The organism is Serratia sp. Je.1.23.a, assembly GCF_051129805.1.
In the GTDB taxonomy this organism is placed as follows: Bacteria; Pseudomonadota; Gammaproteobacteria; order Enterobacterales; family Enterobacteriaceae; genus Serratia; species Serratia liquefaciens.
Genome location: NZ_JBCPSR010000001.1, coordinates 466,269 through 490,919, shown reverse-complemented (window position 1 = coordinate 490,919; position 24,651 = coordinate 466,269). Strand labels below are relative to the sequence as shown.

Genomic DNA, 24,651 nt, shown 5'->3' with positions numbered 1-24,651 from the left:
GGACGGTGATGGAACAGGTGATTGAGCTGGAAGCGCTGGAGAAACGTTTTCCGTCGCTGCAAAAACCGGCGGTCGCCAGCCTGACCACCCGGCTGACCAGCGGCGCGGTTACCGGGCTGGTTGGCCCGGACGGCGCCGGAAAAACTACCCTGCTACGCATGCTGGCCGGTTTGCTCAAACCCAGCAGCGGAACGTTACGCGTCGCCGGGCTGGATCCGATCGCTCAGGATCGCCAGTTGCATGCGATCCTCGGTTATATGCCGCAAAAGTTTGGCCTGTACGAAGATCTGACGGTGATGGAGAACCTGACGCTGTATGCCGATCTGCGCGGCGTCACTGGCGATCTGCGTAAACAGACTTTTGATCGGCTGCTGACATTTACCGATCTCACCCGCTTCACCACCCGACTGGCGGGCAAACTGTCGGGCGGCATGAAGCAGAAGCTTGGGCTGGCTTGTACGCTGGTCGGGCAACCGCAGGTGCTGTTGCTCGATGAGCCCGGCGTCGGCGTCGATCCGATCTCGCGCCGCGAGCTGTGGCGCATGGTGCATGAGCTGGCTAACGACGGCATGCTGATCCTGTGGAGCACTTCCTATCTGGACGAAGCGGAACAATGCCGTGAAGTGCTGTTGCTCAATGAAGGGGAACTGTTGTTCAGCGGCGCACCTAAAGATCTCACCCAGCGCATGGCCGGGCGCACGGTGTTGATAGCACCACCAGCCGGCAGCCACCGTGCCTTGCTGCAACGGGCTATCTGCCTGCCTGCGGTCACCGACGGCGTGATCCAGGGCAAATATCTGCGCCTGATCCTGAAAGAAGGCGAAGATCACCGCCAGGTGTTGCAGGCGTTGGATCTGCCGGACGCCGAACTGAGCGAAGCGGAACCGCGCTTTGAGGATGCATTTATCGATTTGCTCGGCGGCGGGCCGAACAGCAAGTCGGCGCTGGCGGAAATCATGCCAACCGTCGAAGGGGAAAGCACCGAAACCGTGATCGAAGCGCAGGGACTGACGAAGAAATTCGGTGACTTTGCCGCCACCGACCACGTGGATTTTAAAGTGCAGCGCGGCGAGATTTTTGGCCTGCTGGGCCCCAACGGGGCCGGTAAGTCGACCACTTTCAAAATGATGTGCGGGCTGCTGGTGCCAACCGAAGGCAAGGCGTTGGTGCTGGGAATGGACCTGAAAACCAGCTCGGGCAAGGCGCGCCAGCATTTGGGCTATATGGCGCAAAAATTCTCGCTGTACGGCAACCTGACGGTGGCGCAAAACCTGAAGTTTTTCTCCGGCGTGTATGGCCTGAGCGGCAAGGCGCAGCGCGAAAAAATCAGTGAGATGTCCCGCGCCTTCAACTTCGACCCCATCATTAACCAGACGCCAGATTCCCTGCCGCTTGGCTTCAAACAACGGCTGGCGTTGGCCTGCGCGCTGATGCACGAACCGGATATCCTGTTTCTCGACGAACCCACCTCCGGTGTCGATCCCCTCACCCGGCGTGAATTCTGGCTGCATATCAACGGTATGGTAGACAAGGGCGTCACCGTCATGGTCACCACCCACTTTATGGACGAGGCGGAATATTGCGACCGCATCGGGCTGGTGTATCGCGGCAAAATCATCGCCGCCGGGACCCCGGACGATCTCAAGCATCAGGTGGCCAGCAGCGAGAACCCCAACCCTTCGATGGAGCAGGCATTTATCGAACTGGTGCAGGGCTATGATCAGGAGGAAAAAGCATGAATAGCGAAACGGCCAGCACCGACGACAGCGGTTTCTCCTGGCGGCGGCTGCGCGCGCTGTGCCTGAAAGAGACGCGGCAAATTATGCGCGATCCGAGCAGCGGGCTGATCGCCTTCGTCATTCCGCTGATGCTGCTGTTTATTTTTGGCTACGGCATCAACCTGGATTCCAGCAAGCTGCGGCTGGGGATTTTGATGGAACAACAAAGTGAAGAGGCGCGCGATCTGGCTAACGCTTTTACCGGTTCGCCCTATATCGAGCCCACCATCAGCGACAATCGCCAGCAGTTGATCCAGTTGATGCAAGCCGGGCGCATCCGCGGGCTGGTGGTGATCCCCAATGATTTTGCCCAACGTATGGCGCGGCCGCACGACAGCGCCCCCTTGCAAATCATTACCGACGGCAGTGAACCCAATACCGCCAACTTCGTTCAGGGCTATACCCAGGGAGTGTGGCAAATCTGGCAACAGCAGCGCGCCACCGACAGCGGGCGCGAAGAAAAACCGCTGATCGACGTGCAGATGCGCTACTGGTTTAACCCGGCGGCCATCAGCCGGCATTACATCATTCCCGGCGCCATCACCATTATCATGACGGTCATCGGCGCTATCCTCACCTCGTTGGTGATCGCCCGCGAATGGGAGCGCGGCACCATGGAAGCGCTGCTTTCCACTCAGGTGACGCGAACCGAACTGCTGCTGTCGAAGCTGGTGCCTTACTACTTCCTCGGCATGATCGCCATGGTGCTGTGCATGGTGGTTTCGGTGTGGGTGCTCGGGGTGCCCTATCGCGGCTCTCTGCTGATTCTGTTCGTCATCAGCAGCCTGTTCCTCGCCAGTACGCTCGGCATGGGGCTGCTGATTTCCACCATTACCCGCAACCAGTTCAACGCGGCGATGGTGGCGCTGAACGCCGCCTTTCTGCCGTCGATTATGCTGTCCGGCTTTATCTTCCAGATCGACAGCATGCCGGCCATCGTACGCGCCGTCACTTACATCATTCCGGCGCGTTACTTCGTCAGCACGCTGCAAACGCTGTTCCTGGCGGGCAACGTCGGCACGGTGTTGATGATTAACCTGCTGTTCCTGATCGCTTCTGCGGTGGTATTTATCGGCCTGACGGCCTGGAAAACCCAGCGGCGACTGGATTAAGGGGAAAGAAGATGTTTCACCGTCTCTGGACGTTAATCATTAAGGAAATGCAATCGCTGCTGCGCGACCCGCAAACCCGCGCGATTCTGATTTTGCCGGTTATTCTGCAGGTGCTGCTGTTTCCCTTCGCCGCCACGCTGGAAGTGACCAATGCCACCATTGCGGTGTACAGCGAAGACAGCGGCCATGCCTCGGTCGAGCTGACCCAGCGCTTTGCCAAGGCCAAGGCCTTCTCCCACGTGCTGCTGTTGCGCAGCCCCCAAGAGATACAAAGCGTTATCGATAACCAAAAAGCGCTGCTGCTGATCCGTTTCCCGGCACAATTTTCACGGGATATCGCCAGCGGCAATACGGCCCCGCTGCAGTTGTTGCTCGATGGGCGTAACTCCAACAGCGCACAGATCGCCGCCAACTATGTGCAGCAGATTGTGCAGGACTACCAAAATGAGCTGATCGGCAACCGTGCCAAGCCTAACAACAGCGAACTGGTGGTGCGCAACTGGTATAACCCGAATTTGGACTACAAGTGGTTTGTGGTGCCGTCGCTGATCGCCATGATCACCACCATCGGCGTGCTGATAGTGACTTCGCTGTCGGTGGCGCGCGAACGTGAACAGGGCACGCTGGAGCAACTGCTGGTGTCGCCGTTAACCACCTGGCAGATTTTTATCGGCAAAGCGGTGCCGGCGCTGATCGTCGCCACCTTCCAGGCCAGCATAGTGTTGCTGATCGGCATCTTTATCTATCAGATCCCGTTCGCCGGGTCGCTGCTGTTGTTCTACGGCACCATGTTGATTTACGGGCTGTCACTGGTGGGGTTCGGCCTGTTGATTTCGTCGCTGTGCGCCACCCAGCAACAGGCGTTTATCGGCGTGTTCGTGTTTATGATGCCGGCCATCCTGCTCTCCGGTTATGTTTCACCGGTGGAGAATATGCCGGTGTGGCTGCAAAACCTCACCTGGGTAAACCCCATCCGCCACTTCACCGACATCACCAAACAGATCTATTTGAAAGACGCCAGTTTCAGCATCATCTGGCACAGCCTGTGGCCGCTGTTGGCCATTACCGCCACCACCGGCAGCGCCGCCTATGCCATGTTCCGCCGTAAAATTGCATAAAAAAAGACTCTGCGATCGAGATCGCAGAGTCTTTCTCTTCGCTGTAAATCCTATGGATTTCATGCTGCGGCTAGGCGAGCGCAGCCAACAACGCTGCAGCTTGAAAGACGACGGATTTAGCGGCGGTTGCCGAAAATGCGCAGCAACATCAGGAACAGGTTGATGAAATCGAGATACAGCGTCAACGCGCCAACAATGGCGTATTTGCGGAAGCTGTCTTTATCATCGGCATTCAGTTGCTCGCCCATGGCCTTCAGTTTCTGGGTGTCGTACGCCGTCAGGCCAACAAACACCACCACGCCGATATAGGTAATTGCCCACATCAGCGCCGTGCTTTTCAGCCAGATATTGACCAGCGAAGCCAGCACAATCCCGATCAGCGCCATAAACAGCATGCTGCCGAAACCGCTCAGGTCGCGCTTGGTGGTGTAGCCGTACAGGCTCATCGCACCGAACATGCCGGCGGTCACCACGAAGGTGCTGGCGATCGAGCTGTAGGTGTAAGCGATGAAAATGCTGGAAAGCGTCAGCCCGGTCAGCGCCGAATAGAGCATAAACAGCGAGGTGGCGACCGTGCCACTAAGACGATTGACCATGCCGGAAATAACGAAAACCAACCCCAACTGCGCGATGATCAGGCCAAAGAAGGTGATCTGGCTGGAGAAGATAAAGTTAAGGATCGCAGGCGTGTTGGCCGCGTACCAGGAAACAAACGCCGTCAACAGCATACCGCAGGTCATCCAGCCATAAACCTGCGCCATATAAGCCTGAATGCCGCTGTTGGCACGTTCGACGATTGAACCATTAGAGCGTGGATATCGGTCCATGACGGTTACCTTTTGCATATGAAACAAGATTTCGACCCCCATTTGTGGGGCTCGGCCTGCTATAAGCGTACCACATAAAACCTGATGGCAAAGCGGCAAAGGTATTGATTTGTTTCCGCTGTTTAACGGTTATTTATCTGCGTTATGCCAGCGTTCCGCCGCCTGGCGATCGCTGTCGCGCGCATCGACCCAACGGTCTCCCTGCCCGACGGCTTCGCGTTTCCAGAAGGGCGCCCGGGTTTTCAGGTAATCCATGATGAACTCGGCAGCCTCGAACGCCATACTGCGGTGCGCACTGGTCACGCCAACGAAGACAATCTCATCACCGGGAAACAGTTCGCCCACGCGATGGATCACCGTCGCGCGCTGCAAGGGCCAACGGCTACGGGCTTCGTCCAGGATCTCGGCCAGCGCTTTTTCGGTCATGCCAGGGTAGTGCTCGAGCGTCAGCGCACTGACGTCATCGCCCAGATTATGATTGCGTACCTTGCCGGTAAAGGTGACCACGGCGCCATCATCGTCGCACTGCGCCAACCACTGGTATTCGTCGCCGACGCTGAACGGCGCTTCCCCCACGCGGATACGGGTATTTTCCACTCTTAACCTCCGGTTACCGGTGGAAAGAAAGCGACTTCATCGCCGGCGCGCAGCGGATGTTCGGCCGTCACCAGCGACTGGTTCACCGCGGTCAACAGCTTGCCGGACTCCAGCGCCAACGCCCAACGGTCGCCACGTTCGCACAGCGCCTTACGCAGCGCCTCTACCGTCGGGTAATCTGCCGGCATCGATAAATCGCCGATGCCAACCAGTTCGCGTACCTGAGCAAAAAAAAGAATATTAATCATAGTTCCACCTTAAAATCACCGGATTTGCCGCCGCTTTTCGCCAGCAGCCGCACCGGGCCGATCACCATGTCTTTCTGTACCGCTTTACACATGTCGTAAATGGTCAATGCAGCCACTGAAGCCGCGGTTAACGCTTCCATTTCAACACCGGTCTTGCCGGTCAGTCGGCAACAGGTTTCAATCCGCACACGGCTGTGTTCCGGTTGGGCCTCCAACTGCACTTCGACCTTGCTCAGCATCAGCGGATGGCACAGCGGGATCAGCTCCCAGGTGCGTTTCGCCGCCTGAATACCGGCGATGCGCGCCGTGGCGAACACGTCGCCCTTGTGGTGGCTGCCCTCGATAATCATCGCCAGAGTGGTCGGCAACATCTCGACGAAAGCTTCGGCGCGCGCCTCGCGCACCGTTTCTGCTTTGGCTGAAACGTCAACCATATGGGCTTCGCCCGCGGCGTTAATGTGAGTTAGCTGCGTCATAATTTTTATTTCTTCAGATGTTGCAGAAAGTTGCACGGGCGATGACGCGCGTCCAACTGCTCTTCAATAATGCGTTCCCAGGCGGTGCGACAGGCGCGGGTGGACCCCGGCATGGCAAAAATGACCGTCTGGTTGGCCATACCGGCCAGCGCGCGTGACTGGACCGTGGCGGTGCCAATCTCTTCGTAAGACACCATGCGGAACAGTTCGCCGAACCCTTCCACTTCGCGATCGAACAGCGGCAGCAGCGCTTCCGGGGTGTAGTCTCTGGCGGTAAAGCCGGTGCCCCCGGTGATCAGCACGGCCTGTACCGTTTCGTCTGCAATCCACGTGGAAACGCGTGCGCGGATCAGGTATTTGTCGTCTTTGACGATGGCGCGATCCACTACCCGGTGTCCGGCTTCAAGCGCCGCTTCTTGCAGGTACTGGCCCGAGGTGTCTTCCGCTTCGCCACGGCTGTCCGAAACGGTCAAAATAGCGATATGTACCGGAATGAATTCACTGCTGGCATGACTCATTGTTCACTTTGCTCCTATTCATAGGATACCCAATAGATTTCAAGTTGCAGCTAGGCGGCAAGGCCGTAAATCCCCAGGAGCTTACTCAGGTAAGTGACTGGGGCGAGCGCCCGCAGCCAACAACGCTGCGGCTTGAAAGATGCCGGGGATCAGCCGCCGATAAACGACAGGTTCTGCGTTATGCCACTGTTACCCTGATGCAGGAAGTGAGTCTGTTTCTTACTCAGCAGCCCGCCCTGGATGCGGTCCTTCAGTTCATCAAGCTGCTGATCATTCGTCAGCAGATCGCGCAGACCAATGCCCTGCTCGCCGAACAGACACAGGTGTAAATTGCCGATAGCGGAAACACGCAGCCGGTTGCAGCTGGCGCAGAAATCTTTTTCATACGGCATGATCAAGCCCACTTCACCCTGATAATCCGGGTGGCTGAACACCTGCGCCGGGCCGTCGCTGCGGCCGCGCGGCTGACGCTGCCAGCCCTGCTGTTCCAGCTGCAAACGGATCACTTCACCGGAAACGTGGTGCTTGCGAAACAGATCGCCCCCCTCGCCGGTTTCCATCAGTTCGATAAAGCGCAGTTGAATCGGACGGTCTTTGATCCAGTTAAGGAAGGCGCCCAGCTGTTGGTGGTTCACGTCACGCATCAGCACCGCGTTGACCTTCACCTTGCTGAAACCGGCGGTAAAGGCGGCGTCGATGCCGTCCATCACCTGGCGGAACTTGTCCTGCCCGGTAATGGCATGAAATTGGCGGGGATCCAGGCTGTCGACGCTGACGTTGACCGCCGTCAGGCCGGCATCACGCCAGCCGGCGACGTCGCGCGCCATACGGTAACCGTTGGTGGTCACGGCGAGCTGGCGGATGGCCGGGTTTTCACGCACGGCAGCGATGATCTCGGTGAAATCGCGGCGCAGAGAAGGCTCTCCGCCGGTCAGGCGCACTTTTTCGGTGCCCAGTTCGGCGAATGCGCGACTGACGCGTCGGATCTCATCAAGCGACAAGAATGTTTTCGGGCTGCCGTTCGGGCGGTAGCCGTCCGGCAAGCAGTAGGTGCAACGAAAGTTGCACACGTCGGTGATCGACAGGCGCAAGTAATAGAACTTGCGCTCATAAGCATCAATGAGTTGCGGCACCATAACACCTTCCAAAGTCGGGAGATGCGAACGTTTCCGCTCTGCACCCTGGTGGCTGACTTCGCCACGGCCCAAGTGCCATATTGTTCGCAGGAACAACGTAGGCCCAGAGGCTAGGAGTTTTGGTCTCAGTTCCCGCAGTCGGAGTAGCCGGAACGAAACCGTGGTTTTCATCGGAATTCTAGCGCTAAACAAACGCGATAGCCAACGCGCAATTTCGCTATATAATTGTGTATACAGCGATTTTAGGCGATTCCTAATCTGGTAAACCATGATAAACAGCCTTTAGGGAGACGAATTGACCGGAATCACGCAAACCACACTCTTTTTCGCGTTTTTACGCCAAATCCGCTACTTTATGCGGGCAGTTAAGCCCCCTTGTAAGGAAATTTATGCGTAATCGAACCCTGGCCGATCTCGATCGGGTAGTGGCATTAGGCGGCGGTCATGGTCTTGGTCGCGTGATGTCTTCCCTGTCGTCTTTAGGCTCCCGTTTAACCGGTATTGTCACCACCACCGATAACGGCGGTTCTACCGGCCGTATTCGCCGTTCGGAAGGGGGCATTGCCTGGGGCGATACCCGTAACTGCCTGAATCAGTTGATCACCGAACCGAGCGTGGCTTCCGCGATGTTCGAATACCGCTTCAGCGGCAATGGCGAACTGTCTGGGCACAACCTCGGCAATCTGATGTTGAAAGCTCTGGATCACCTGAGCGTACGCCCATTGGAAGCGATCAACCTGGTGCGCAGCCTGCTGAAGGTGGACGCGGCGCTGATCCCGATGTCCGAACAGCCGGTGGACCTGATGGCGCACGATCATGAAGGCAACCACGTTTACGGCGAGGTGAATGTCGATCAACTGACCGACATGCCACAGGAGCTGATGCTGTCGCCCTATGTCAACGCGACGCGCGAAGCGCTGGATGCTATCGCGCAAGCCGACGTGATCCTGATAGGACCGGGCAGTTTTCTAACCAGCCTGATGCCTCTGCTGTTGCTCGATGACCTTACGCAGGCTCTGCGTCGCAGCAGCGCCAATATGATTTATATCGACAACCTCGGACGCGAATTAAGCGTCGCGGCGGCAGCCTTGACGCTGAAGAACAAGCTGGAATTGATGGAGGCGAAAATTGGCCGCCAAATGATCGATGCCGTCATTGTCGGACCAACGGCAGATACCCGTGAAGTGCAAGATCGGGTGGTGATCAAACAGCCGCTGGAAGCGCAGGATATTCCTTACCGCCACGATCGTCAGTTGCTGCGCCAGGCGCTGGATCAGGCGTTGATCGAGTTAGGTGCCCGCGCCTGAGCGTTTATTTGCCGCCACGTAGCCACGGGTTATCACTGGCGGCCTGCTCAACCATATCGAGATAAAGATCTTCCACCTGTTTGCGCGCCCAGGGCGTGCGACGCAGAAATTTCAGGCTGGACTTGATGCTGGGATCGCTGCTGAAGCAGTTGATGCGAATGCGTTCAGCCAGCCCTGACCAACCGTAGTTTTCCACCAGTTTATTCAGAAGCTGTTCCAGAGTGATGCCGTGCATCGGGTCTTTGGACTGGTATTGGGTCATGGTCGGTGGCTCGCAGTAGTCAAATGGCCGCACACCATAATCAGCTTTGGCGGAGGCGACAAGGATTTTATGTTTTGGCGGCGCCGCGGTCTGCAGCGCGCCAATGGGTTATGAAATGGCAATAAACTGCTCGCGCAGCTGGTGGATTTCGTCACGCAAGCCCGCCGCCTGCTCGAACTCCAGGTTTTGCGCGTGGGTATACATCTGCGCTTCCAACTCGCGAATCTTCTGATCCAGCGCTTTTGGCGTAAGATTTTGGTACTGGGCGGCGTTTTCCGCAGCTTTCCCCTTCCCTTTGCCTTTGCTGCGGGTACTGGGTTTGCCCAACTGCAAAATATCGGAAATTTTCTTGTTCAAGCCCTGCGGTACAATGCCGTTTTCTTCGTTGAACGCCTGCTGCTTGGCACGGCGACGCTCGGTCTCGCCGATCGCTCTGGCCATCGAATCGGTAATTTTGTCACCGTAGAGGATAGCTTTACCGTTGAGGTTACGCGCCGCACGGCCAATGGTCTGGATCAATGAACGTTCGGAGCGCAGGAAGCCCTCTTTATCGGCATCCAAAATCGCCACCAGCGACACCTCTGGCATGTCCAGCCCTTCACGCAGCAGGTTGATACCCACCAGCACGTCAAACTCGCCCAGGCGCAGGTCACGAATGATTTCGACCCGTTCCACGGTATCGATGTCCGAGTGCAGGTAGCGCACCCGCTCGCCATGCTCTTCCAGGTATTCGGTCAGATCTTCCGCCATGCGTTTGGTCAGCGTGGTAACCAGCACACGCTCGTTGATCGCCACCCGCTTGCGGATTTCGGAAAGCAGATCGTCCACCTGGGTGGTCACCGGCCGCACTTCGATTTGCGGATCCAGCAGCCCGGTTGGGCGCACCACCTGATCGATAATGTCACCACCGGATTTTTCCAGCTCGTATTTGCCCGGCGTAGCAGACACATAGATAGTCTGTGGCGCCAGCGCTTCGAACTCTTCAAAGCGCAGCGGGCGGTTATCCAGCGCCGACGGCAGGCGGAAACCGTATTCCACCAGCGTTTCCTTGCGTGAACGGTCGCCTTTGTACATACCGCCGATTTGCGGAATGGTCACGTGGGACTCGTCAACCACCAGCAGGCCATCCGCCGGCAAATAGTCAAACAGCGTCGGCGGTGGCTCACCCTCGCCGCGCCCGGACAGGTAGCGCGAATAGTTTTCAATGCCGGAGCAGTAGCCCAGTTCGTTCATCATCTCCAAATCAAACTGGGTGCGCTGCGTCAGACGCTGTTCTTCCAGCAGCTTGTTATTGGCCAGCAGCACCTTGCGCCGCTCGGCCAGATCCACCTTGATCTCTTCCATCGCCTGCAGGATCCGCTCACGCGGCGTCACATAGTGCGATTTGGGGTAAATGGTAAAGCGCTGCACTTCTTGTTCGATCTGGCCGGTCAGGGGATCAAACAGCGAAAGCCGTTCGACCTCTTCGTCAAACAGCTCGATGCGCAGCGCCAATTCATCCGATTCCGCCGGGAAGACGTCAATCACTTCACCCCGCACGCGGAACGTCGCGCGCTGGAAAGCCTGATCGTTGCGGCTATATTGCAGCTCCGCCAAACGGCGCAGGATCGCCCGCTGATCGATGATCATGCCTTTGGTCAGGTGCAGCATCATCTTCAGGTACAAATCCGGATCGCCCAAGCCGTAGATCGCCGATACCGACGCCACCACGATCACATCGCGACGTTCCAACAGCGCTTTCGTCGCGGAAAGGCGCATCTGCTCGATGTGTTCATTCACCGAGGCGTCTTTTTCGATAAAGGTGTCGGAGCTGGGGACGTAGGCCTCCGGCTGATAGTAGTCGTAGTAAGAAACGAAATACTCGACCGCATTCTCGGGAAAGAACTCTTTCATCTCACCATACAGCTGCGCCGCCAAAGTTTTATTAGGCGCCAGCACCATGGTGGGCCGGTTGAGATCGGCGATCACATTAGCGACGGTGAATGTCTTGCCCGAGCCGGTTACGCCCAGCAGCGTTTGGTGAGCTAGGCCGTCTTCCAGGCCTTCTTCCAGCTTACGGATGGCTTCCGGCTGGTCGCCGGCCGGCTTGAATTCGGAATGCAGTTTGAACGTTTTACTCATTGACTCGGCTACCCTGTGGAGATGCGCGCGCTCAGGCGGCCATGGAGCTGCTGCTCGGTGAATGGCCTCTAATTATGGAAAGCCCCGGCGATTTTCGCCAGTGCCTATGATACTGGATATAAAACCAGCTTCAAGCGATTCGTCGCTTTGGCGTGCGTCAAACCGGGCTGCATGCACCGCCAGGGTTACAGTCGCGTGACATTTTTATTGTCAATAACAGTTTTATCCCCAAAATCCGTCACGAATTAACTTATTGATAGCACTGTGGCCAAAAATCATACATAGACACTTCATCAATACAGAGGCCGCTTGATTTTAGTTAATTTATTGATAAATAATGAATTTATAAAAGAGACGAGATTGCGGACAAAGCGAACAGAACCCGCGTCCGCTCTCGCTTTAAACCGGTTTTCTAAATCTAATGCACAAGGTTATCCACAGGAATAGTGGATAACTCTCACCGCCCCGCCCCCGGCGGGAGTTGCAGAAAGAACGCTTTTTGGCGTTTCTTCTCGCCAAGATGGCTTTTTTAGTTATTTTTTCACAAAAATATCGCTTTGTTTATGCCGATTAATGCTAAAAATCCCCATTGCCAAAAACAGATTCATCCCATTGTTACCCTCAACTGCTGCATCTTGCGGCGACAGGCGAAATAGTTTGCACCATAACTATTCCTGGCAGCACTGGAAGAGTGCAAAAATTGTCCGCGTTAACTTTCGACCCTATTTTCACCAGGGCTGCCTGGGCCGCTGTAGGCACGCCAGGCCGTTAACAAGGCAATAACAATCTCTGATTTACAGCGTTCAAAAAGTTGGCCCAAGGGTTGCATTACCCTTTAACGGCGAAAGTGGGCTCGGGGAAATCTACGCCCCGAAACGGCAGAATGAGCTGCTCGGGGTTTAGCGTCACGCCAATGCGAATCAACTGACATTGGCGAGATAAACATGAGAGAGCGCTGACGAATGGCCTTTAGGTGCCATTTTCACCTATGTATTGCTCGCTTAAGTCAAAACTTAACTACCTCGTTGAAGGTAGCAGATCAGCATTTTGTTCCAGACATTGAAACACTCGGGAAAGAAACCGCTAAGGCGGAAATCGCAGTAGGGAGTGGATTAAGCGAGGAAGAAGGGGTTCGCCCCCCTTCCCTGCACCGGCCGCCCTGCAGTTCCGGCAGGTGAAATCGGCGCGGTCTGTTAACGCCGCGTTACGCTGACGCCCGCTAGGGGCTTACAACCACGAGTGGAAGACAGGTCTTTGAGGAGAATGCCGGATGTTAAGTTTAAGGTCAGTGAATCAGTTTTATGGGCAAAACCATACCCTGTGGGATATCAATCTGGAACTGCCGCGTGGCCAATGCACGGTACTTATCGGTCGTAACGGCGTGGGCAAAACTACGCTGGTCAATTGCATTATGGGCCATTTGCCGGTAGTCAGCGGCAGCATGACCTGGCAGTTGGCAGACGAACCCCCGCAAAATCTGCTGCAGCAGCCGGTAGAAACCCGAACGGAGCTGGGGATCAGCTACGTTCCCCAGGGTCGACAGATATTTTCGCAACTCAGCGTTGAGGAAAACCTGCAGGTGGCGCTAATGGCCGGGCGCGATAAATCCCGCCGCATCCCGCCGTTGATTTATAACCTGTTCCCCAACCTGCGGGAGATGCGCGGACGTCGGGCCGGCGATTTGGGCGACGGTGAACAGCAGCAGCTGGCGATTGGCCGCGCACTGGTACTGGAACCAGAGCTGCTGATCCTCGACGAACCCACCAGCGGTGTTCAACCGTCTATCGCCGCCGATATCGGCAACGTGATCCGCAAACTTAACCGGGAACTGGGCATGACTATCCTGCTGGTGGAGCACAAACTGCCCTTTGTCCGCCGCGTGGCAGATCGCTTTTGCCTGATGGATAAGGGCCGCAGCGTGGCGGATGGTACGCTGGAACAGTTGGATGAGGACTTGATCAATGCCTATCTGGCGGTGTGACGAACAGGATATGGGGGAAGAAATTTCCCCCAGTCCCTTTATAAAACACTCAAATCCAGATACTGCCCCAGCGCCTGTCGTTCGGCTTCGGGCAGATGGGGGATCTCCCCCAGCAGCGGGGCCGGTAACATGCGGCGCAGCGTGGCCATATATTCCTGATGGCGGCGACCCGGTGCGCAGACGTCATTGGCGATCCAACCGACCAGCGGCAATCCCGCCTGCCGGATAGCCTGTGCGGTCAGCACGGCATGGTTGATGCAGCCCAGCCGTATTCCCACCACCAAAATGACCGACAGTTGTTCCTGCTGCACCCAGTCGGCAAAGGTATGTTGCTCACTAAGCGGTGTAAACCAGCCCCCGGCGCCTTCGACCAACAGCCACTCGGCCCGCTGCTCCAGGTGACGTAACCCGGCGGAAAGCTGAGCCAGTTCGATCGGCCGCCCTTCGTCGGCGCTGACAATGTGCGGTGAGGTCGGTTCTGCAAACACATAAGGGTTTACTTCGTCATAGCTTAGCGCCACCGAACTATTGGCCTGCAATGCCAACGCATCGCCGTTACGTAGCCCTTCCGCGGTTATCTCGCTGCCTGAAGCTACCGGCTTGTAGCCGGCCGTGCGGTAACCCGCCAAATTGGCTGCCTGCAGCAAGGCGCTGCTGGCCACGGTTTTGCCCACTTCGGTGTCAGTTCCGGTGACAAACCAACGCTTAATCACGATAAATCACTCCATAAACCAGATGATAGCTGAGCGGAAATTGTCCACGGCGGCAGGGATAGGCTGCCTGCAAGGCGGCGAGGCGCTGTCGGGACAGTAACCCAGCCTCTCGTCCCTGATGCAAATGGGTCGCACCTATCCCCTTGAGGGATCGCATCAACGCCATTACGTCCGGGTAATTCAGGGTTTGCCATTCCGCCTGCAGGTGATGGCGATAATCCGCACAGGCCGCCTCAATCTGCGCCAGCGGCAGAAAATCATTAACATGGCGCTCACCGTCCACCTGCTGCCAGGCGTCACCCAATTCATGCAGCGAACCTTCAGCCAGGGTGGAAAATAAAATCACGCCGCCCGGGCGGGTAACGCGGTACAACTCTGCCAACGCCCGCGGCAGATCGCTGCACCATTGCACCACCAGGCTGCTGAAACTGATATCCACGGCAGCATCGGCTAAGGGAACATTTTCGATGTCGCCCAGCAGATAATGATCCGCTGCCTGCTGCTGGCGGGCAAAGGCCAGCATACCCGGTGCCAAATCGAGTGCCGTCACCTGCTTGCCCAGTTCGCGCCAACGGCGGCTGAAATAACCGGTGCCACAGCCGGCATCGAGCAGTTGCTCGCCCCGGTGCTCCTGCGCCATCCCCAGTAAGCGCTCACCCACATCACGCTGCAATACCGCTGCCGCGTCATAACCCACGGCCGCACGGCTAAAGGCCGAGGCGACCGCTTGCTTGTTAACCTGTTCAAACGCTGACGTCATGCAATACCTCCAGCAGACGATCGATATCCTGTGGCTGATGCGCCGCCGTCAGGGTAATACGCAAACGCGCACCGCCCGGCGGTACCGTTGGCGGGCGGATCGCACTCACCCACAGGCCTTGCCCCCGCAGGTGCTGCGCCAAATCAAGCGCTCGCTGATTATCCCCCACCAGCAACGGCTGAATGGCGGTTAGAGACTCCGTCAGCGTCAGCGACAACTGGGCCGCCCCCTGGCGAAATCGCTGAATGTTCGTGTTCAACCTCGTGCGTAATTCGTCGCCCTGCTGGATACAATGCAACGCTGCCTGCAGCGCACAGGCCTGTGCCGGCGGCATCGCCGTGCTGTAAATCAGATGGCGGGCAAACTGCAACAGGTATTCGGCCGTAGATTCATCGCACAGGACCGCAGCGCCACTGAGGCCAAAGGCTTTGCCGAAAGTGACCACCAACAACTCGGGCCGTACGCCCTGCTGCCAGCAACTGCCGCGCCCCTGCTCACCCTGAACGCCAATGCCATGTGCGTCGTCAACCATCAGCCAGGCGCCTGCGTCGCGGGTCAAACGATGCAGCTCTGCCAAAGGGGCACTGTCGCCGTCCATGCTGAATACCCCTTCGGTGACCGCCAACGTCTGGCCGCCGCAGGGTTTTGCCAGCAAATCGGCCAACGCCTGCGGTTGGTTATGGCGAAAGCGTCGGAGTTGGGCCGGTGAGTGAGCTGCCGCCTCCAGCAGCGAGGCGTGGCTAAGCCGATCGGCCAGGATGCGATCCTCGCCCTGCATCAGCGCCGCCAGCAGCGCCTGATTGGCGGCATAGCCAGAGATAAACAGCAGCGCGCGCGGATAGCCCAACCACTGCGCCAATTGTTGTTCCAGCGCCTGATGCGCGGTACAAAAACCGGTGACGTGGCCGGAACCGCCGGACCCCACGCCATATTGCTGCGCGCCCTGCTGCCAGGCAGCGATCACCTGCGCATTCTGGCTCAGGCCCAGATAGTCATTGCCGGAAAAATTCAGGTAGCGTTGGTCGTTAAGCTGAAGATGGCGGCCATTGCCGCCCTGATTCACCAAACGGTGGCGGTAAGCGGCGCTCTGTTGCCGCTCCTCCAGCGCCTGTTCAATACGTTGTTGCCAGCTCATTACAGCGCCGCGTTGTAAAACTCAGCGGTATCGGCCTGCATCAGGCGCGCAGCCAGCACTTCTTGTTGCTGGTTGTCGCCGTGCTCGGTTTCGGTCTGCTGCGGGTTGAGGCCCAGCTTGCGGAACAATTGCAGATCCTTGTCCTCTTCCGGGTTTGGCGTGGTCAGCAGTTTGCAACCGTAGAAGATGGAGTTGGCGCCGGCCATAAAGCACATCGCCTGGGTTTGTTCGTTCATCTGCTCGCGACCGGCTGAAAGACGCACGTAAGAAGACGGCATCATGATGCGTGCCACTGCGATAGTACGAATGAAATCAAAAGGATCGACGTCGTCGTTGTCCGCCAGCGGCGTCCCCTTAACCTTCACCAACATGTTGATCGGCACGCTCTCCGGCGGCGTGGGCAGATTGGCCAGCTGTACCAGCAGCCCTGCGCGGTCACGCACCGTTTCTCCCAGCCCAACGATGCCACCGGAACAGACTTTGATACCCGCACCACGCACCTTGCCCAACGTATCCAGGCGTTCCTGATAGCTACGGGTAGTGATGATATTGCCGTAGAATTCCGGCGAGGTATCCAGGTTGTGGTTGTAATAATCCAGCCCGGCTTCGGCCAGGCGTTCCGCCTGTGAGCCATCCAACGTGCCCAGGGTCATGCAGGTTTCCATCCCCATGGCCTTCACGCCTTGCACCATCTGCTGCAGGTAAGGCATATCGCGCTCGTGCGGGTTTTTCCATGCCGCGCCCATACAGAAGCGGGTCGAACCGTTGGCCTTGGCCTTGCGCGCCGATTCCAGCACCTGTTCCACCTGCATCAACCGCTCCGACTCCAGGCCGGTTTTGTAGCGGGAGCTCTGCGGACAGTACTTGCAGTCTTCGGGACAGGCGCCGGTTTTGATTGATAACAGCGTGCTCACCTGCACCTGACGCGGATCAAAATGCTGGCGGTGAACCGTCTGGGCTTCAAACAATAACTCAAGCAGGGGTTTATCAAACAGGGTCTGGGCGAGACCCACTGTCCAGTGAATGCGATCGGCCATCACGGCGTCTCCAAAAAAGAAAAAAGTGTCGTCAGTTTAGATATTGTGGATATACTGTCAACCATTACACACATGATTTGGTTTACAAGTATGTCTGTCACTGACTCCGACCTGGAATTCGATCAGCGCCATATCTGGCACCCTTACACCTCGATGAGCCACCCACTGCCCTGTTATCCGGTAGAGGCCGCCAGCGGCGTTGAACTGCAGTTGGCCGATGGCCGACGCCTGATTGACGGTATGTCGTCCTGGTGGGCGGCCATTCACGGGTATAACCACCCGCAGTTGAACCTGGCCGCCACGCAGCAGTTGGAAAAGATGTCGCACGTGATGTTCGGCGGCATTACCCACCCCGCCGCGATTGAACTGTGTCGCAAGTTGGTCGCTATGACGCCGGAAGCGCTGCAATGCGTGTTCCTGGCGGATTCCGGATCGGTGGCGGTGGAAGTGTCGCTGAAGATGGCGTTGCAATACTGGCAAGCACGCGGGGAACGGCGGCAGCGTATTCTGACCCTGCGTCACGGCTATCACGGCGATACCTTCGGCGCGATGTCGGTATGCGATCCGGACAACTCGATGCACAGCCTGTATCAGGGCTATCTCGCGCCGCACCTGTTCGCTACCGCGCCGCAGTGCGGTTTCGATCAGGCCTGGGATGAAAATGATATCGCCCCGTTCGCCGCGCTGCTGGAACAACACGCCGGTGAAGTGGCGGCGGTGATCCTGGAACCGGTGGTCCAGGGGGCGGGCGGCATGCGCATCTATCACCCGACTTACCTTAAACGGGTACGTGAACTCTGTGACCGCTATCAGGTGCTGCTGATTGCCGACGAGATCGCTACCGGCTTCGGACGTACCGGCAAGCTGTTCGCCTGTGAACATGCCGAGGTAGTACCGGATATTCTGTGTCTGGGCAAGGCGTTGACCGGCGGCTATATGACGCTTTCCGCCACCCTGACCACCCGCCACGTGGCGGAAACCATCAGCAACGGCGCTGCGGGCTGCTTTATGCACGGTCCTACCTTTATGGGCAATCCTTTGGCCTGCGCAGTGGCGAATGCCAGCCTGTCGCTGCTGGCGGAAAATCGCTGGCAACAGCAGGTGGCCGCCATCGAGACCCAGTTGAAACAGCAGCTATTGCCGCTGAAAATGCAGCCAAAAGTAGCGGACGTGCGGGTATTGGGGGCGATTGGCGTAGTGGAAATGCGCGAGCCGGTGAATATGGCGCAGCTACAGCGCGGATTCGTCGAGCGCGGCGTGTGGATCCGCCCGTTCGGCAAACTGATTTATTTAATGCCGCCTTACATCATCGAGCCTGAACAGCTCAGCAAATTGACCGCCGCAGTCACCGCCGCGGTCCAATAACAGATTACCAATGCTGGTCCAGATAACGGGCCAGCAATACCAGACACAACACCCACAGCAAAATGATCATTACCGCCGCCATCCGCCCGGTAGGATTGTCGATACGCCTTTGCGCCTTCTCGCGGAACTCCACCATCAGCGGCTTGGGGATCAACCGCACCGCCAGCATTATGCCCAGCGGCACAATAATCACGTCGTCCAGATAGCCCAGCACCGGAATAAAGTCCGGGATCAGATCGATAGGCGATACCGCATAACCCGCCACCAGCAGGGCGATCAATTTGGCATACCAGGGCGTGCGCCGGTCACGGGCGGCCAGCCAAAGAGCATAAATATCGCGCTTGATGCCCTTGGCCCAGCGGCGCAGCCAACCAAACCACGGCGTGCGTTTTTTTAATGAAATCATGATTGCTTGTATCGATCTGTGAATTATTGATGTCGCGTATGTAGCTTCGGCGTTAACGAGGATAACTCATAGAGCAGGCCGCTGGCGAGGCGCAATGAGGCTTGTGTTATTACGTCAAAAAGGTCTAGCTTAGGCATTCAGCTTTTACCGACCAATGGAGTCATTATGAGCTTTCGTTTGTACAGCAACGATTTGCAGGACGGCGCGAAAATGCCGGAGCGCCAGGTATTCAACGGCATGGGCTATCATGGCGATAATCTGTCGCCACATCTGGCCTGGGACGGCGTGCCGGAAGGCACCAAGAGTTTCGTGATTTCGGTATACGATCCCGATGCCCCGACCGGCTCCGGCTGGTGGCACTGGGTGGTAGCCAATATCCCGGCTGCCACGCGTGAACTGCCGCAGGGCGCAGGTTCCGGCAAGGGCGGCTTACCGGCCGGCGCCGTGCAGACCCGCACCGATTTTGGTTCCGCCGGCTATGGCGGCGCGGCGCCACCGCAGGGAGAAAGCCACCGCTATCACTTCACCGTCCACGCACTGGACGTAGAAAGTATTGAGGTGGATGAAGGTTCCAGCGGCGCGCTGGTCGGTTTCAACGTGCACTTCCATAGCCTTGGCAGCGCCACGCTGACGGTGAAATACAGCTGATTTTCGGGAAAAACAACCCCAACCCGAGAGACTGTAGGGGCGCAGCAAGCTGCGCCCTCATTATTCATTCACCCTTACGGCAATTGGGCATCATTTACTTCTACTTCGCTAATACGCTTACCCACATCGGGCCTTTACCCACCGGGTAACGTGCCAGAGTGCTCAGCTTGCCGCTGGCCTGATCGATTTCATATACCCCGATATGATCGGACTTCTGGCCGGACGAGATCACAAAGCGGCCGCTGTGGTCGATGTTGAAGCCGCGTGGCTGCTCTTCAGTCGGGTGGTAGCCAACGACCGACAGGGTACTGCCGTCTTCGGAGACGCTGAAAATGGTCAAAATGCTGGCGGTGCGGTCGCTGGTGTAGAGGAAGCGGCCATTCGGCGTGAGGTGAATATCCGCCGCCCAACGGGTGCCGTTGAAATCGGCAGGCATGATATCCAGCGTTTGCGCCAGGGTGTATTTAGCGCCGTTTTCACTGATGGCCAGCACGTCTACCGTGCCGTCCAGCTCGTTGACGCAGTAGGCAAATTTGTCGTTAGGGTGGAATGCCATGTGGCGCGGGCCAGCACCGGCTGCGGTTGCAACCGCTTCCTGAGCATGCGGCGTCAGTTCACCCTGTTGATCCAAATTGAACAAACGAATGCGATCTTCTTTCAGGCAAGGCACCAGCAGCAGCTGATTGGTCGGATCAATATTGGCCGAGTGCGGCGCAGTTAAACCGTCAATCTGCTGAAGAGGTGCGCCCACTACGCCGTCATGGCCGATCGGACTGACGCTGGCGCAGTTGCCGCTGTAGGAGGCGGAGAACAGATAACGCCCCTGCAAATCGGTGGAGATATGGGTCGGGCTGCCCGGCAGCGGTGCCATGCCCGCCTGTTGCAGCGTGCCATCCGCCTCGATGCGGTAGCTGACAATGCCGAACGCCGGGCGCACGCCGACGTACAGGTGCGTTCGGTCCGGGTGGATCGCCATCGGTTGCACCTGACCCGGGACTTCGACGGTTTGCAGCAGCGCCAGGGCCCCTGCATCGCCTAACTGCCAGACGTGAATTTGTTGGCTTTCCGGGCTGGCGACATAAACGATTTGCTTCATGTGTTCTCCTTGAATAGGGTAAGAGAGAAACCGGTTTCAGGTTTTTCGGTTTCCCCTAGCTTACCTCACATCCGTGACATAACAACCCTGTGTTGCTGAGGAAATCTGTGCTGTTTTATCCATCGCTTATCCGGTGTACCATCGGTTTAATTTTGTTGCTAACGATAATGAGATCCCTATGAGCTACCGCGTCATTGCCCTCGATCTGGATGGCACCCTGCTGGACAACCAAAAACGCATTTTACCGCAGTCGCTGGCAGCCCTGGCGCAAGCGCGCGCTGCCGGTATCAAAGTGATTGTCGTCACCGGCCGCCATCACGTGGCGATCCACCCGTTTTATCAGGCGCTGGAGATAGACACCCCGGCAATCTGCTGCAACGGCACCTATCTGTATGACTTCCAGCAGCAAAAAGTGCTGGCCGCCGATCCGCTGGCCAAAGATCAGGCCAAACTGGTGCTGCAAATGCTGAAACAAAGCGGCATTCACGGCCTGATGTACGTGGACGACGCCATGCTGTATCAGGAACCCAGCGGCCACGTCACCCGTTCACTTGCCTGGGCGGAAACCCTGCCACCGTCGCAGCGCCCAACGCTGTTGCAGGTCAACAGCCTGGTACAGGCGGCCGATGAAGCACAATCCATCTGGAAATTCGCCACTTCGCACGCCGATATTCCCGCGCTGCGCCAGTTTGCCGAAACGGTGGAAAAAGAGCTGGGGCTGGCCTGCGAATGGTCGTGGCACGATCAGGTCGATATCGCCAAAGGCGGCAACAGCAAAGGAAAACGCCTGCAGCAGTGGGTCGAGTCGCAGGGCCTCAGCATGGATCAGGTAGTGGCGTTCGGGGATAACTACAATGACCTCAGCATGCTGGAAGCGGTAGGTCTGGGCGTGGCGATGGGCAATGCCGATGACGCTATCAAGCAACGCGCCGATTTGGTGATCGCCGATCACCTGCAGCCCGGCATCGCCGAGGTGATCCGCACGCGCGTGCTGGGTCAGTAATCTGATTGCCCTCCCTCACAGGGAGGGCGCTATTTAACGCGCCTCGCGGCTGATCGACACGCTTTTCACCTGCGCATACAACCATTGACCCGGTCGGATCGCCAACTCATCACGCGCCCACGGCGTAATACGCGCCCACAGCACGCTCTCTCCCACCGCCAGTTTCACCTCCACCTGTCCATCCACGTCCAGGCACTCGCTCACCTTGGCCGGCAGTACGTTGCGGATACTGCTGTTGACCGGCGGCTGCAGCACCAATGAAACGTCGGCGGCGTTGATTCGGATGCGCAGTTGAGCGCCCAACGCGGCATCGACTCCGCTGACCCACAGGCGTTGGTCGCCCAACGCCAGGGCCGTCATGGCGTAGCGCGCATGATGTTCAATTACGCTGACGCGCAGCACGCTGCTTTGATCTTCACGCTGCAACCATGGCCGCAGTGCGCTGCTGGCCCACACTTCTTCCAGCCCGCCGAATGCCCTTACCTGACCGTTATCCAGCACCATCACCTGCTCGGCCAAACGCAGAATTTCATCCATGCTGTGGCTGACATAAAGGATCGGCGTATTGACGTCCTGAGCCAACCGCTCCAGATACGGCAGCAGTTCGCGCTTGCGCGGCAGGTCCAGCGACGCCAGAGGTTCATCCATCAGCAGCAACTCCGGCGCGGTCAATAAAGCACGACCAATCGCCACCCGCTGTTTTTCACCGCCGGACAGCGTCAACGGCAGGCGGTTGAGCAAGGGTCCGATACCCAGCAGTTCAACAATGTTGTCGAACTGAGCACGCATACTGGTCGCCATACCGTATTGCAAGTTGCCGCGTACCCGATAATGCGGGAACAGACGCGCGTCCTGAAACACGTAGCCAATCCGCCGCTTCTCCGGTGGCAGGCACAGGCCGCTGGCGGTATCCACCAGCGTACGGCCATTGAGCACAATGCGGCCTTGCTGCAGGCGCGTCAGGCCGCCAATGGCATTGATTAAGGAAGTTTTACCCGCACCCGACAGGCCAAAAATCGCGGTGATGCCCTGCGCGGGCAGATCGGCGCGCACGTTAAGGTTTAAATCCCCAAGGCGTTGGGAGAAATCCAGCTCCAGCATTTACACGCCCATCCGTTTACGACCCCAGCGGGCCAGCCACTCGGAAACCATCAGTGAAAGCAGTGACAGCACTATGGCAATCACGCACAGGCGCGCGGCGGCGGCTTCAGCCCCCGGCGTTTCGATCAGGGTATACATCGCCAGCGGTATGGTGCGCGTCTCGCCGGGAATGTTGGAAACAAAGGTAATGGTGGCGCCAAACTCGCCCAGAGAACGGGCAAAGGCCAATACCACACCGACAATCACGCCGGGCAGCGACAGCGGCAGCGTGATAGTGAAAAACACCCGCCACGGGTTGGCCCCCAGGGTGCGGGCAGCCTGCTCCAGCCGGGTATCCACCGCCTCCAGCGCCAACCGGATGGCGCGCACCATCAGCGGGAACGCCACCACGGCAGAAGCCAGCGCCGCACCGCGCCAGCTAAAGCTGAAACTGAAGCCAAACCAGTCATACAGCCATTCACCAATCACGCCGCGCCGCCCCATGGCGATCAGCAATAAATAACCGACCACCACCGGTGGCAGTACCAGCGGCAGGTGAATAATACTGTCCAGCAGCGATTTACCCGGGAAGCGGCAGCGTACCAGCACCCAGGCCATCAGAATGCCAAAGGGTAAACTGCACACCACCGCCAGGGCGGACACTTTCAGGCTCAGTTCAACGGCCTGCCACTCATACTCACTCAGGATCATTTACGCGGGGAGAATCCATAATGTTTGAAAATAGCAGCCGCTTCCGGGCTCTTCAGGTAGCTGTAGAACGCGCTGACGGCCGGGGTTTGATGACCTTTCACAATCGCCATCGGGTATTCCACCGGTTTGTGGCTGTCTTCCGGGAAGATGGCCACCACGCTGACTTTATCACTGGCTACCGCGTCTGAACCATAAACAATGCCCAACGGCGCCTCGCCACGTTCTACCAATGCCATGGCGCTGCGTACGTTGTTGGCCCGGGCCAACTTAGGTTCCAGCACGGTCCAGGCTCCGAGATTCTGCAGCGCTTCCTTGGCATAAATGCCGGCCGGTACGTGGTCCGGATCGCCCACCGACAGGCGGCCGCCATTGAGCAGTTTTGCCCAGTCGGTTTGCTTGTCGAGCGTGATTTTAGCCGGTTTGGCGTCTTTTGCCGCGATCAGCACCAGTTCGTTGCCCAACAGGGTATAACGGGTGTCTTTGACCATTTGCTGTTTGTCGATGGCGTAATCCATCCACTGCTGATCGGCAGAGATAAACAGATCGACCGGGGCGCCCTGCTCAATCTGGCGCGCCAGCGTGGAAGAAGAGGCGAATGAGGAAACCACCTGCACATCCTTGCCTTTCTGGTATTGGGTCGCGATATCCTGCAGTGCGTTAGTCAGCGAGGCGGCCGCAAAAACGGTAATTTTATCCGCTGCCGATGCCTGCATAACCATACCGGATGCCAATACGATACCGCCGACCCACTTAGTCCATTGCTGTTTCATTGTTTTCTCCGCAAGTTAACGTGCATTATCACTCTTCGTTATATAAAAAATAATATAACGTCGCGCAGAAGCTTGTCATGCGGTTTATCGGCAGGGTGTGAGATATCTTGATATACCCGTCATACTTCAAGCTGCTTGGGTGTTGGCTCTCCTCGTTCACCCCGGTCACTTACCAGAGTAAGCTCCCGGGGATTCACTGCGTTGCCGCCTACAAGCCACTCGAATTATTTAGGGCATATATCTACCTGCCGAACGACGCCGGCAGGCTTTGAAATGGGGATGGGTAACGATCAGTGCTGGGTACGATTTTCTTTCGAACGGCCCACTTTGGAGAAAATGTTGAACACTTCCGCCAAACCGTAGATCAGGCCGAGGATGATGGCCATCACAACCGGAACCATGACCACAGCGAACAGCAAACTTTTCAATAAATCCAACATGGTAGC

26 protein-coding genes and 1 riboswitch are annotated in these 24,651 nt (G+C 57.5%); of the genes, 8 read left to right on the top strand and 18 right to left on the bottom strand.

The features are described 5' to 3' along the window. The first annotated feature begins 8 nt into the window (after nt 1-8). From AAZT04_RS02430 to AAZT04_RS02420, 3 genes are read left to right on the top strand one after another with little or no spacing between them, the layout of a single operon-like run. Nucleotides 9-1,739: an ATP-binding cassette domain-containing protein gene (locus AAZT04_RS02430; RefSeq protein WP_122077653.1), complete on the top strand. Its 1,731-nt coding sequence runs from the start codon at nt 9-11 to the stop codon at nt 1,737-1,739. Further along, on the top strand, nt 1,736-2,890 hold the full coding sequence (locus tag AAZT04_RS02425; RefSeq protein ID WP_048761234.1) for an ABC transporter permease: 1,155 nt from the start codon (nt 1,736-1,738) through the stop codon (nt 2,888-2,890). Before AAZT04_RS02430 ends, AAZT04_RS02425 begins: the two co-directional genes overlap by 4 nt. A gap of 11 nt (nt 2,891-2,901) precedes the next feature. Further along, a complete protein-coding gene (locus tag AAZT04_RS02420; RefSeq protein ID WP_020825729.1) occupies nt 2,902-4,008 on the top strand; it encodes an ABC transporter permease in 1,107 nt (368 codons plus the stop codon). Between the two features lie 116 nt (nt 4,009-4,124). Here the strand turns inward: AAZT04_RS02420 and AAZT04_RS02415 are convergent, their stop codons facing one another. The 6 genes from AAZT04_RS02415 to moaA all read right to left on the bottom strand — a co-directional run bounded on the left by AAZT04_RS02415 (nt 4,125) and on the right by moaA (nt 7,810). Further along, a complete protein-coding gene (locus tag AAZT04_RS02415; protein WP_020825728.1) occupies nt 4,125-4,835 on the bottom strand; it encodes a Bax inhibitor-1/YccA family protein in 711 nt (236 codons plus the stop codon). 129 nt (nt 4,836-4,964) lie between these two features. Beyond that, complete coding sequence (moaE, locus tag AAZT04_RS02410) at nt 4,965-5,432, bottom strand: molybdopterin synthase catalytic subunit MoaE (RefSeq protein WP_020825727.1); 468 nt, start codon at nt 5,430-5,432, stop codon at nt 4,965-4,967. Nucleotides 5,433-5,434: 2 nt separating this feature from the next. Continuing rightward, entirely contained in the window at nt 5,435-5,680 is a 246-nt protein-coding gene (moaD, locus tag AAZT04_RS02405; RefSeq protein WP_129983926.1) for a molybdopterin synthase sulfur carrier subunit, read from the bottom strand. Continuing rightward, nucleotides 5,677-6,156, bottom strand: coding sequence for a cyclic pyranopterin monophosphate synthase MoaC (gene moaC / locus AAZT04_RS02400; protein ID WP_012005756.1), 480 nt, complete (start codon nt 6,154-6,156; stop codon nt 5,677-5,679). The genes moaD and moaC overlap by 4 nt, the downstream gene beginning before the upstream one ends. Nucleotides 6,157-6,161: 5 nt before the next feature. Beyond that, the gene (gene moaB / locus AAZT04_RS02395; RefSeq protein WP_129983925.1) at nt 6,162-6,674 is read right to left on the bottom strand and encodes a molybdenum cofactor biosynthesis protein B; all 513 of its coding nucleotides are present in this window, start codon (nt 6,672-6,674) and stop codon (nt 6,162-6,164) included. A 149-nt stretch (nt 6,675-6,823) separates the two neighbouring features. Then, on the bottom strand, nt 6,824-7,810 hold the full coding sequence (gene moaA, locus AAZT04_RS02390) for a GTP 3',8-cyclase MoaA (RefSeq protein WP_020825724.1): 987 nt from the start codon (nt 7,808-7,810) through the stop codon (nt 6,824-6,826). Further along, a riboswitch (molybdenum cofactor riboswitch) is annotated at nt 7,797-7,939 on the bottom strand. Its footprint overlaps the gene before it by 14 nt. A 260-nt stretch (nt 7,940-8,199) precedes the next feature. Here moaA and AAZT04_RS02385 point away from each other — a divergent pair. Further along, a complete protein-coding gene (locus tag AAZT04_RS02385) occupies nt 8,200-9,117 on the top strand; it encodes a gluconeogenesis factor YvcK family protein (RefSeq protein ID WP_116690984.1) in 918 nt (305 codons plus the stop codon). A gap of 4 nt (nt 9,118-9,121) precedes the next feature. Here the strand turns inward: AAZT04_RS02385 and AAZT04_RS02380 are convergent, their stop codons facing one another. Both AAZT04_RS02380 and uvrB read right to left on the bottom strand, forming a co-directional pair. Beyond that, complete coding sequence (locus tag AAZT04_RS02380) at nt 9,122-9,379, bottom strand: VF530 family DNA-binding protein (RefSeq protein WP_129983956.1); 258 nt, start codon at nt 9,377-9,379, stop codon at nt 9,122-9,124. Between the two features lie 108 nt (nt 9,380-9,487). Further along, complete coding sequence (gene uvrB, locus AAZT04_RS02375; RefSeq protein ID WP_020825721.1) at nt 9,488-11,500, bottom strand: excinuclease ABC subunit UvrB; 2,013 nt, start codon at nt 11,498-11,500, stop codon at nt 9,488-9,490. A 1,270-nt stretch (nt 11,501-12,770) separates the two neighbouring features. Between uvrB and AAZT04_RS02370 the strand changes: the two genes are divergently transcribed. After that, on the top strand, nt 12,771-13,481 hold the full coding sequence (locus AAZT04_RS02370; RefSeq protein ID WP_041414306.1) for an ATP-binding cassette domain-containing protein: 711 nt from the start codon (nt 12,771-12,773) through the stop codon (nt 13,479-13,481). A gap of 38 nt (nt 13,482-13,519) precedes the next feature. Here AAZT04_RS02370 and bioD read toward each other — a convergent pair whose 3' ends face one another. The 4 genes from bioD to bioB are packed head-to-tail and all read right to left on the bottom strand — an operon-like array spanning nt 13,520 to nt 17,126. Next, on the bottom strand, nt 13,520-14,194 hold the full coding sequence (gene bioD, locus AAZT04_RS02365) for a dethiobiotin synthase (protein ID WP_129983923.1): 675 nt from the start codon (nt 14,192-14,194) through the stop codon (nt 13,520-13,522). After that, nucleotides 14,187-14,954: a malonyl-ACP O-methyltransferase BioC gene (gene bioC, locus AAZT04_RS02360; RefSeq protein WP_129983922.1), complete on the bottom strand. Its 768-nt coding sequence runs from the start codon at nt 14,952-14,954 to the stop codon at nt 14,187-14,189. Before bioC ends, bioD begins: the two co-directional genes overlap by 8 nt. Then, nucleotides 14,938-16,089 (bottom strand): 8-amino-7-oxononanoate synthase, encoded by a 1,152-nt coding sequence (bioF, locus tag AAZT04_RS02355; RefSeq protein ID WP_129983921.1) that lies wholly within the window; start codon nt 16,087-16,089, stop codon nt 14,938-14,940. Before bioF ends, bioC begins: the two co-directional genes overlap by 17 nt. Further along, on the bottom strand, nt 16,089-17,126 hold the full coding sequence (gene bioB / locus AAZT04_RS02350) for a biotin synthase BioB (RefSeq protein ID WP_020825716.1): 1,038 nt from the start codon (nt 17,124-17,126) through the stop codon (nt 16,089-16,091). Before bioB ends, bioF begins: the two co-directional genes overlap by 1 nt. Before the next feature lie 90 nt (nt 17,127-17,216). Between bioB and bioA the strand changes: the two genes are divergently transcribed. Beyond that, the gene (gene bioA / locus AAZT04_RS02345) at nt 17,217-18,491 is read left to right on the top strand and encodes an adenosylmethionine--8-amino-7-oxononanoate transaminase (protein WP_048762180.1); all 1,275 of its coding nucleotides are present in this window, start codon (nt 17,217-17,219) and stop codon (nt 18,489-18,491) included. A gap of 4 nt (nt 18,492-18,495) precedes the next feature. Here the strand turns inward: bioA and AAZT04_RS02340 are convergent, their stop codons facing one another. Next, entirely contained in the window at nt 18,496-18,897 is a 402-nt protein-coding gene (locus AAZT04_RS02340) for a YkvA family protein (protein WP_048761208.1), read from the bottom strand. 165 nt (nt 18,898-19,062) lie between these two features. Here AAZT04_RS02340 and AAZT04_RS02335 point away from each other — a divergent pair, with 165 nt between their 5' ends. Further along, the gene (locus tag AAZT04_RS02335; protein ID WP_020825713.1) at nt 19,063-19,545 is read left to right on the top strand and encodes a kinase inhibitor; all 483 of its coding nucleotides are present in this window, start codon (nt 19,063-19,065) and stop codon (nt 19,543-19,545) included. A gap of 100 nt (nt 19,546-19,645) precedes the next feature. Here AAZT04_RS02335 and pgl read toward each other — a convergent pair whose 3' ends face one another. Continuing rightward, nucleotides 19,646-20,641: a 6-phosphogluconolactonase gene (gene pgl, locus AAZT04_RS02330; protein WP_116690989.1), complete on the bottom strand. Its 996-nt coding sequence runs from the start codon at nt 20,639-20,641 to the stop codon at nt 19,646-19,648. Between the two features lie 178 nt (nt 20,642-20,819). On the opposite strand from pgl, the gene AAZT04_RS02325 reads away from it, so the two are divergent. Continuing rightward, nucleotides 20,820-21,644, top strand: a complete 825-nt coding sequence (locus AAZT04_RS02325; protein ID WP_129983919.1) for a pyridoxal phosphatase — start codon at nt 20,820-20,822, stop codon at nt 21,642-21,644. A gap of 33 nt (nt 21,645-21,677) precedes the next feature. Here the strand turns inward: AAZT04_RS02325 and modC are convergent, their stop codons facing one another. The 4 genes from modC to AAZT04_RS02305 form a co-directional block, all read right to left on the bottom strand. Continuing rightward, a complete protein-coding gene (gene modC, locus AAZT04_RS02320) occupies nt 21,678-22,745 on the bottom strand; it encodes a molybdenum ABC transporter ATP-binding protein ModC (RefSeq protein ID WP_046374245.1) in 1,068 nt (355 codons plus the stop codon). Continuing rightward, complete coding sequence (gene modB, locus AAZT04_RS02315; protein WP_020825709.1) at nt 22,746-23,435, bottom strand: molybdate ABC transporter permease subunit; 690 nt, start codon at nt 23,433-23,435, stop codon at nt 22,746-22,748. Continuing rightward, entirely contained in the window at nt 23,432-24,205 is a 774-nt protein-coding gene (gene modA / locus AAZT04_RS02310; protein ID WP_434678842.1) for a molybdate ABC transporter substrate-binding protein, read from the bottom strand. The genes modB and modA overlap by 4 nt, the downstream gene beginning before the upstream one ends. A gap of 290 nt (nt 24,206-24,495) precedes the next feature. Further along, nucleotides 24,496-24,645: an AcrZ family multidrug efflux pump-associated protein gene (locus tag AAZT04_RS02305; RefSeq protein WP_020825707.1), complete on the bottom strand. Its 150-nt coding sequence runs from the start codon at nt 24,643-24,645 to the stop codon at nt 24,496-24,498. Nucleotides 24,646-24,651: the final 6 nt, after the last annotated feature.